The organism is Bradyrhizobium nivariense (genome assembly GCF_029846695.2).
Classification (GTDB): domain Bacteria; phylum Pseudomonadota; class Alphaproteobacteria; order Rhizobiales; family Xanthobacteraceae; genus Bradyrhizobium.
In genome coordinates, this window is the sequence record NZ_JARWCR020000077.1 from 37,890 (window position 1) to 45,353 (window position 7,464).

At 66.1% G+C, this 7,464-nt stretch carries 6 protein-coding genes; all 6 read left to right on the forward strand.

All coding sequences use genetic code 11. The features are described 5' to 3' along the window. Positions 1 to 15 precede the first annotated feature (15 nt). The 6 genes from QCM77_RS38520 to QCM77_RS38545 all read left to right on the forward strand — a co-directional run bounded on the left by QCM77_RS38520 (position 16) and on the right by QCM77_RS38545 (position 7,177). Complete coding sequence (locus QCM77_RS38520) at positions 16 to 1,536, forward strand: amidase (RefSeq protein ID WP_280096354.1); 1,521 nt, start codon at positions 16 to 18, stop codon at positions 1,534 to 1,536. A 232-nt stretch (positions 1,537 to 1,768) separates the two neighbouring features. After that, positions 1,769 to 2,719, forward strand: a complete 951-nt coding sequence (locus tag QCM77_RS38525; protein WP_280096347.1) for an ABC transporter permease — start codon at positions 1,769 to 1,771, stop codon at positions 2,717 to 2,719. After that, positions 2,716 to 3,609, forward strand: a complete 894-nt coding sequence (locus tag QCM77_RS38530; protein WP_280096348.1) for an ABC transporter permease — start codon at positions 2,716 to 2,718, stop codon at positions 3,607 to 3,609. Before QCM77_RS38525 ends, QCM77_RS38530 begins: the two co-directional genes overlap by 4 nt. A 2-nt stretch (positions 3,610 to 3,611) precedes the next feature. Continuing rightward, positions 3,612 to 4,625, forward strand: a complete 1,014-nt coding sequence (locus tag QCM77_RS38535; RefSeq protein ID WP_280096349.1) for an ABC transporter ATP-binding protein — start codon at positions 3,612 to 3,614, stop codon at positions 4,623 to 4,625. Continuing rightward, complete coding sequence (locus QCM77_RS38540; protein WP_280096350.1) at positions 4,622 to 5,626, forward strand: ABC transporter ATP-binding protein; 1,005 nt, start codon at positions 4,622 to 4,624, stop codon at positions 5,624 to 5,626. The genes QCM77_RS38535 and QCM77_RS38540 overlap by 4 nt, the downstream gene beginning before the upstream one ends. Before the next feature lie 54 nt (positions 5,627 to 5,680). Further along, entirely contained in the window at positions 5,681 to 7,177 is a 1,497-nt protein-coding gene (locus tag QCM77_RS38545; RefSeq protein WP_280096351.1) for an ABC transporter substrate-binding protein, read from the forward strand. Positions 7,178 to 7,464 lie beyond the last annotated feature (287 nt).

Here is a 7,464-nt window from a genome sequence, read left to right on the forward strand (position 1 = left end):
GAGCGTGATGTGACGATGAACGGCGATCCCTGCCTGCTGTCCGCGACCGAACTGCGCGGCCTCCTCGCCGAAAAGCAGATTTCCCCTGTCGAGCTCGTCAGCGCCGTGCTCGCGCGCGCCGAGGCGCTCCAGCCCCAGTTGAACTGCTTCATCACGCTCTGCGGCGACGCGGCGATGGCAGAGGCGCGCGCGGCCGAGCGCAAGATGCTGGCCGGCGAGCCGCTCGGCCTGCTGCACGGCATCCCCGTCACCGTCAAGGACATCGTCAACACCAGGGGCGTGAAGACCACTTTCGGCGCCGTTCCCTACAAGGACAACGTTCCGAACGAGGATGCCGTCGCGGTTGCAAGGCTGCGTGCGCAAGGTGCCATCCTGATCGGCAAGACCACAACGCCCGAATTCGGCAGCAAATGCCTGACCGACTCGCCCCTGTTCGGCCGCACCCGCAATGCCTGGAGCAGGGAGCGGTCGTCGGGCGGCTCCAGCGGCGGTGCGGCAGTGGCGGTGGCGAGCGGCATCGCGCCGCTTGCGATCGCGACCGATGGTGGCGGCTCGACGCGAATTCCCGCCGCCTGCAACGGCGTGGTCGGGCTGAAGCAGAGCAACGGCGTGATCCCGCATAGCCAGGCGCTGGACGTCTTCGGCAACCAGACCTATGTCACGCCGATGACGCGAACCGTCGCCGACACCGCGCTGATGATGCAGGCGATGGCCGGCGAGGATGCCTGTGATCCCTGGTCGATCGGGGTGCCCGTGCCCGATTTCATCGGCACGGCCGCTCCGCGCGGCGATCTGCGTGGGCAGAAAATCCTGTACTGCCTGTCGCCGCCCGGACGCCCTGTCTCTGCCGATGTCGAGGCCGGCTTCAAGGCGAGCCTCGACCGGCTGGCGGGCCTGGGTGTCGAACTCGAGGAGTTTTCCGGCGAGGGGTTCGACATCGAGCCGATCTGGCGCGCCATCAATCACACGGTCTGGCGGACGCGCTTTGCAAAACTCGCGGCCGAGCACGGGGATGCGCTGAGCGAGGCGTTCCTCAAGCAGCTTGCGCTCGCCACCGACGTCAGCGGCGTCGCCTATCAGGAAGCGATGTTCGCGCGCACGGCGTTGTTCCGCCGGGTGCAATCCCTGCTTGCGCGTGGGCATCTGCTGGCGATGCCGACCATCACCCGCACCGCGCTGCCGATCGAGCAGGACCTGTTCGGCAGCATCGAGATCGACGGCAAGCACTTTGACAGCGTCCGACCGCACTGGTTCCCCTGGACCATGCCGTTCAACATGACCGGGCACCCCGCGATCAGTCTGCCCTGCGGCTTCGGCCGCGATGGCCTGCCGATCGCCCTTCAGCTCGTCGGCCGCTTCCGCAGCGATGCGGACTTGCTGCGCGTGAGCGCGCTGTTCGAGGCTTCGCATGACCTCCTGTCCCGCTGGCCGGCTCGAGGAGATGGGCATGCAAAGGACTTGTGTGCAAAGGAGTTCTTTGCAAAGGACTTGCCTCCGGCGCCCGGACATGTTGATCGTGCCGCGGATGAGCCCTGAATCCGAGCGCGCATGAGCGTATTTGTCCCAATGCGGCATGGCGCCCGCAACCCCCCCGGTGTCGTCCTGGCGAAAGCCAGGACCCATACCGCGGAATCTATCGGTGGCGGACGGTGCCAGTACCGGAGGACCAGTCTTCGCCAATTCGCTCACTGGGGTTATCGCGACGAGCGCGAAGCGCTCGCTCGGGGGTCCTGGCCTTCGCCAGGACGACGTCGGAGCTCGTGAGCGCATGAGCGTATTTGTCCTCCGACGTCTGCTGACCTTGCTGGCGACGCTGGTCGGCGCATCCGTGATCATTTTCCTGGTGCTGGATGCTCTTCCGGGCAACGCCGCGCAGATGCTGATGGGCGCCGATGCCTCGGCCGACGCGGTGCGTGCGCTCACCGTCAAGCTCGGGCTCGACCAGCCGCTGGCGGTTCGCTATTTGCAATGGATCAAGGGTCTCCTCGTCGGCGACCTCGGCAACAGCTATGTCTACGGCACGCCGGTAGCCAGCCTGATCGCGGAGCGGCTGGTGCTGACCATTCCGCTCGCGATCATGTCGATGCTGATCACGGTGACGCTGGCGCTTTCGGCTGGCATCTACACTGCCGCCAACCACAACAAGCTCGGTGACGTCGGCGTGATGTCGCTGACGCAGGTGGGCATCGCGCTGCCGAATTTCTGGTTTGCGATCCTGCTGGTGCTGTTGTTCTCGGTGCGGCTGCAATGGCTGTCCGCGGGCGGCTTTCCCGGCTGGGAGGACGGCATCTGGCTCGGCATCAAGTCGCTGCTGCTGCCGGCGGTCTCGCTCGCGGTGGTGCAGGCCGCGATCCTCGCGCGCGTCACGCGCTCGGCCGTGCTGGAAGTGCTGCGTGAAGACTTCGTCCGCACGGCGCGCGCGAAGGGGCTCGGCAAGCGCGAGGTGCTGTGGAGCCACGTGCTGCGCAACGCGATGATCCCGGTGATGACGGTGATGGGGCTGCAATTCGCCAATCTGCTGGCCGGCACCATCGTGATCGAGAACGTGTTCTATCTGCCCGGCCTCGGCCGCCTGATCTTCCAGTCGATCGCCAACCGCGACCTGATCGTGGTGCGCAACTGCGTGATGCTGCTCGCGACCATGGTCGTCATCGTCAATTTCGTGGTCGACGTGCTCTATGCCTTCGTCGATCCCCGCATCAAGGTCCACGATTTGTGAGCGCGCCGCTGACCACCCTCGTCGACGCGCCGGCCGCAACGCGCCCTCTGCCGGCCCGGACCTTCTGGCGCCGCGCGCTGCGTCATCGCAGCTTCGTGCTCGGCGGCGCGATGAGCCTGCTGGTTCTCGCCTCGGCCCTGTTGTCGCTGGTGTGGACGCCCTGGTCGCCCTACGAGATCGACATCGCGTCAAAACTCCGGCCGCCCTCGGCGGCGCACTGGCTCGGCACCGACGTCTTCGGCCGCGACATCGTCTCGCTGCTGCTCGCGGGGGCGCGCTCCACCATCATGGTCGGCATCATCGCCGTGAGCATCGGTCTCACCTTCGGCGTCTGCCTCGGCCTGGTCGCATCGGCAAAGCGCGGCTGGACCGAAGAGATCATCATGCGCTTCACCGATTTCACCTTCGCCTTTCCGGCCGTGCTCTCCGCCATCATGCTCTCTGCGGTCGTCGGGCCCGGCATGGTGACCTCGATCGTCGCCATCGGCATTTTCCAGATCCCGACGCTGACCCGGCTGACGCGCGGCTCGGCCAACGCGATCTGGGCGCGCGAATTCGTGCTGGCCGCGCGCGTCGCGGGGAAAGGGTCTTTCCGCATCACCATCGAGCACGTCCTGCCCAACATCCTGTCGATCCTGATCGTGCAAGCGACTATCCAGTTCGCGCTCGCGATCCTTGCGGAGGCCGCCTTGTCCTATCTCGGCCTCGGCACGCAGCCGCCGCAGCCCTCCTGGGGCCGCATGCTGAACGACGCACAGACGCTGCTGTTCCAGTCGCCGATGCTCGCGGTCTATCCGGGCGCTGCGATTGCGATTGCGGTGCTCGGCCTCAATCTGCTGGGCGACGGACTGCGCGATCTGTTCGATCCAAGACTGGCGCGGGAGCGGTGACCATGGCTGATCCCGCAACCAAGCCGTTGATCGCGGTCGAAAATCTCGGCCTGCGCCTCAACACCAGCCGCGGGCCGGCGCAGGCCGTGCGCGGCGTCAGCTTCGTCCTGAAGCGCGGCGAGACGCTCGGGCTCGTCGGCGAATCCGGCTGCGGCAAGTCGGTGACGGCACTGTCGCTGATGGGACTGCTGCCGGACAGCGCCGTGGTCTCGGGCAGCATCAAGCTTGATGGTAACGAGCTCTCTGGGCTTTCGGATGCGGATTATTGCGGCTTGCGCGGCAATCGGATCAGCATGATCTTCCAGGAGCCGATGACCGCGCTCAACCCGATGCACACGATCGGGGACCAGGTCGCCGAGCCGCTGCGGCGTCACAGGAAATACTCGGCATCGCAGGCGCGCAAGGAGACGATCGCCTTGCTCGATCGTGTCGGGCTGCCCGATCCGGCCAGGCGCGTCGATGCCTATCCGCACCAGTTTTCCGGCGGCCAGCGCCAGCGCGTCACCATCGCGATGGCGCTCGCCTGCGAGCCCGACCTGCTGATCGCGGACGAGCCGACCACGGCGCTCGACGTCACCATCCAGGGCCAGATCCTCGACCTCATCGCCGACCTCGTCGAGGAGCGCGGCATGTCGATGATCCTGATCTCGCACGATCTCGGCGTCATCGCCGAGAACGTGCAACGCATGATGGTGATGTATGGCGGCACCGTCGTCGAGAGCGGACCGACCGACGAGGTGTTCCGCCGCATGGGCCATCCCTACACGCAGGGCCTGTTCCGCGCCCGGCCGAAGCTCGGCGCACGCAAGGGGACGCGGCTGACGACGATATCGGGCACAGTGCCGGAGCTCGCCGATCTGCCGTCCGGCTGTACCTTTGCCGATCGGTGTCCGCTCGTGATCGAGCAGTGTCGGGTCGCGCTTCCACCGATGGTGGACGTCGGACCTGGCCACGTCGTGCGCTGCATCCGGACGGATGTGTCGATGGCCGAACGCGTCGGAGCGTTGTCCGCATGAGCACCGCGCCTCTTCTCGACGTGAAGGATCTCGAGCAGCGCTACACGCTGCCGCGCGAAAGCCTGTTCCGCCCGCCGGGGCAGGTGCGCGCCCTCAATGGTGTCAGCGTGCGGGTCGATGCCGGCAAGAGCCTCGGCATCGTCGGCGAATCCGGCTCTGGTAAATCCACCTTCGCGCGGGTGGTGATGGCGCTGGAGCGTCCGACAGCGGGACAGGTCGCGCTGCTCGGGCGCGATCTCAACCGCATCTCCGCCGACGAGCTGCGCCGCGCGCGCCGCGATTTCCAGATGGTGTTCCAGGATCCCTACGGATCGCTCGACCCGCGCCAGACCATCGCGCGGATCGTCGCCGAGCCGCTGACCGTGCTGGAGGGCGCCGACCGCACCGTTTTTCGCACGCGCGTCTCCGCGGTGCTGCGGCAGGTGGGCCTGCGCGATGCCGACATGGAGAAATATCCACACGAATTCTCCGGCGGCCAGCGCCAGCGCATCGCGATCGCGCGCGCGCTGATCACCCAGCCGAAGCTGATCGTCGCCGACGAGCCGGTCTCCGCGCTCGACGTCTCCGTGCAGGCGCAGGTCTTGAACCTGATGCAGGATCTCCAGGAGCAGTTCGGCCTGAGCTACGTCCTGATCAGCCACGACCTCGCCGTCGTCGACTATCTCTGCGACGAGGTTGCGGTGATGTATCTCGGCCGGATCGTCGAGCAGGGCCGGCCGGAGGATTTGTTCGAGCGCTGCGCCCATCCCTATACGCGAGCGCTGCTGGATGCCGTGCCGCGGGCGCGCGCCGGCGGCGGCCGGCGCCGGCGCGGGGCCCAGGCAATCGCCTCGCAATCGGCGGCCGCGACCGGGTGTCCTTATGTGTCGCGGTGCGCGCTCGCCGACCAGCATTGCCGCGAGGTTCTGCCTGAGCTACGCAGGGTGGGCGAGACGCATCTCGCCGCCTGCCACAAGGCGGAGGCCGTGATGGCGTTGCCGCAATTGCCCGTGGAAGGTTAGCGTCCGCGGCGGGATTAGCGTAGGTTGGGACAAGAGAAGGCCGGGGAGTTACGCATGTTCAGGAAACTATCCATCGTCGCACTTGCCGCCGCGCTTGCCGCGGCACCGTTGCCGGTGTTGGCGCAGAGCAAGAAGGACAGCGTCGTCATGGCAATGGCGCTGGAGCCGCCGGGGCTCGATCCCACCAACGCCGCCGCCGCCGCGATCGCAGAAGTCGCGCTCTACAACATCTATGAGACGCTGACCAAGATCAACGAGGACGGCACCACTTCGCCCCTGCTGGCGGAGAGCTGGACTGCTTCGCCCGACCTGAAGACCTATACGTTCAAGCTGCGCAAGGGCGTCAAATTCCACAATGGCGAGCCGTTCGATTCCGCGGCGGTGAAGTTCTCGTTCGAGCGCAATGCGGTCGCCACCAGCACCAACAAGGACAAGAGCCTGTTCCAGAGCTTCGAGTCCGTTGCCGCGCCCGATCCCGACACGGTCGTGATCACCCTGAAGAACTCCGAGCCGAACCTGCCGTTCTTGCTGGGACAGGCGAGCGGCTCGATCGTCGAACCAAAGAGCGCTGCCACCAATGTCACGCAGCCGGTCGGCACCGGACCCTATCAGCTCGGCGCCTGGGCCAAGGGCTCCTCGATGACCTTGAACAAATGGGCGGACTACCGCAACGCCGCCGCGATCAAGCTCTCGAAGGTGACGATCCGCTTCATCTCCGATCCGTCCGCGCAGACCGCGGCGCTGCTGTCGGGCGACGTCGACGCGTTTCCACGCGTGGCGGCCCAGCGCACCATCGCGCAGTTCAAGGCCGATCCGCGCTTCACCGTGCTGGTCGGCGGCTCCCGCGCCAAGACCATCGTCGCCATCAACGAACGCAAGAAGCCGCTCGATGACGTCCGCGTGCGTCGCGCCATCCTCGCGGCGATTGATCGCAAGGCGATGATCGACGGCGCGGTCGACGGCTTCGGCACGCCGATCGGCAGCTTCTACGTGCCGAGCGCGCTCGGTTATGTCGATACCACCGGTATCAACCCCTACGACCCCGAGAAGGCCAAGAAGCTGCTCGCCGAGGCCGGCATCACCACCCCGCTCGAGCTGTCGCTCAAGCTGCCGCCGCCGTCCTATGCGCGGCAGGGCGGCGAGATCCTTGCGGCCCAGCTTGCCAAGGTCGGCATCATCGCCAAGATCGAGAACGTCGAATGGGCGCAATGGCTGTCGCAGGTGTTCGCCGGCAACGGTCCGCACAATTTCGACCTCACCATCGTCAGCCATGTCGAGCCGTTCGACCTCGTCAAGATCACCGAGCCGGACTACTATCTCGGCTACAACAACGAAGCGTTCAACGCGCTCTACAAGCAGATCGTGTCGACGCCGGACGAGGCTGCCCGTGCCAAGCTCCTCGGCGACGCCCAGCGCATGCTGGCAACCGACGCCGTCTCCGGCTATTTGTACCAGCCGCAGCTGATCACCATCACCAACAAGAAGCTGAAGGGCGTCTGGAAGGACGTGCCGCAATACGAGAACGATTTCTCGACGTGGGCGTGGGAGTAGGGGGCTTGAGTCTGCAGCTCTGGCGTCTGAATGTAGATCTAACACCGTCACGCTGAGGTGGCCGCTTCTTCAGCGGCCCTCGAAGGGCGACGGCCCGGCTGCATCTCGGCCGTTCATCCTTCGAGGCTCGCTCTGCGGTGCTTTGCACCGCAACCTCGCACCTCAGAGGGTGTGATCTATTCGACGGCTCATCGAGCACTATAGCCGAAAGCCGTCGCAGTGTGATTCTCTGGCGATGGCGGATTCGCAGGAGACCACGATGGCAAGCGATGAATTGTTCGGAGCAC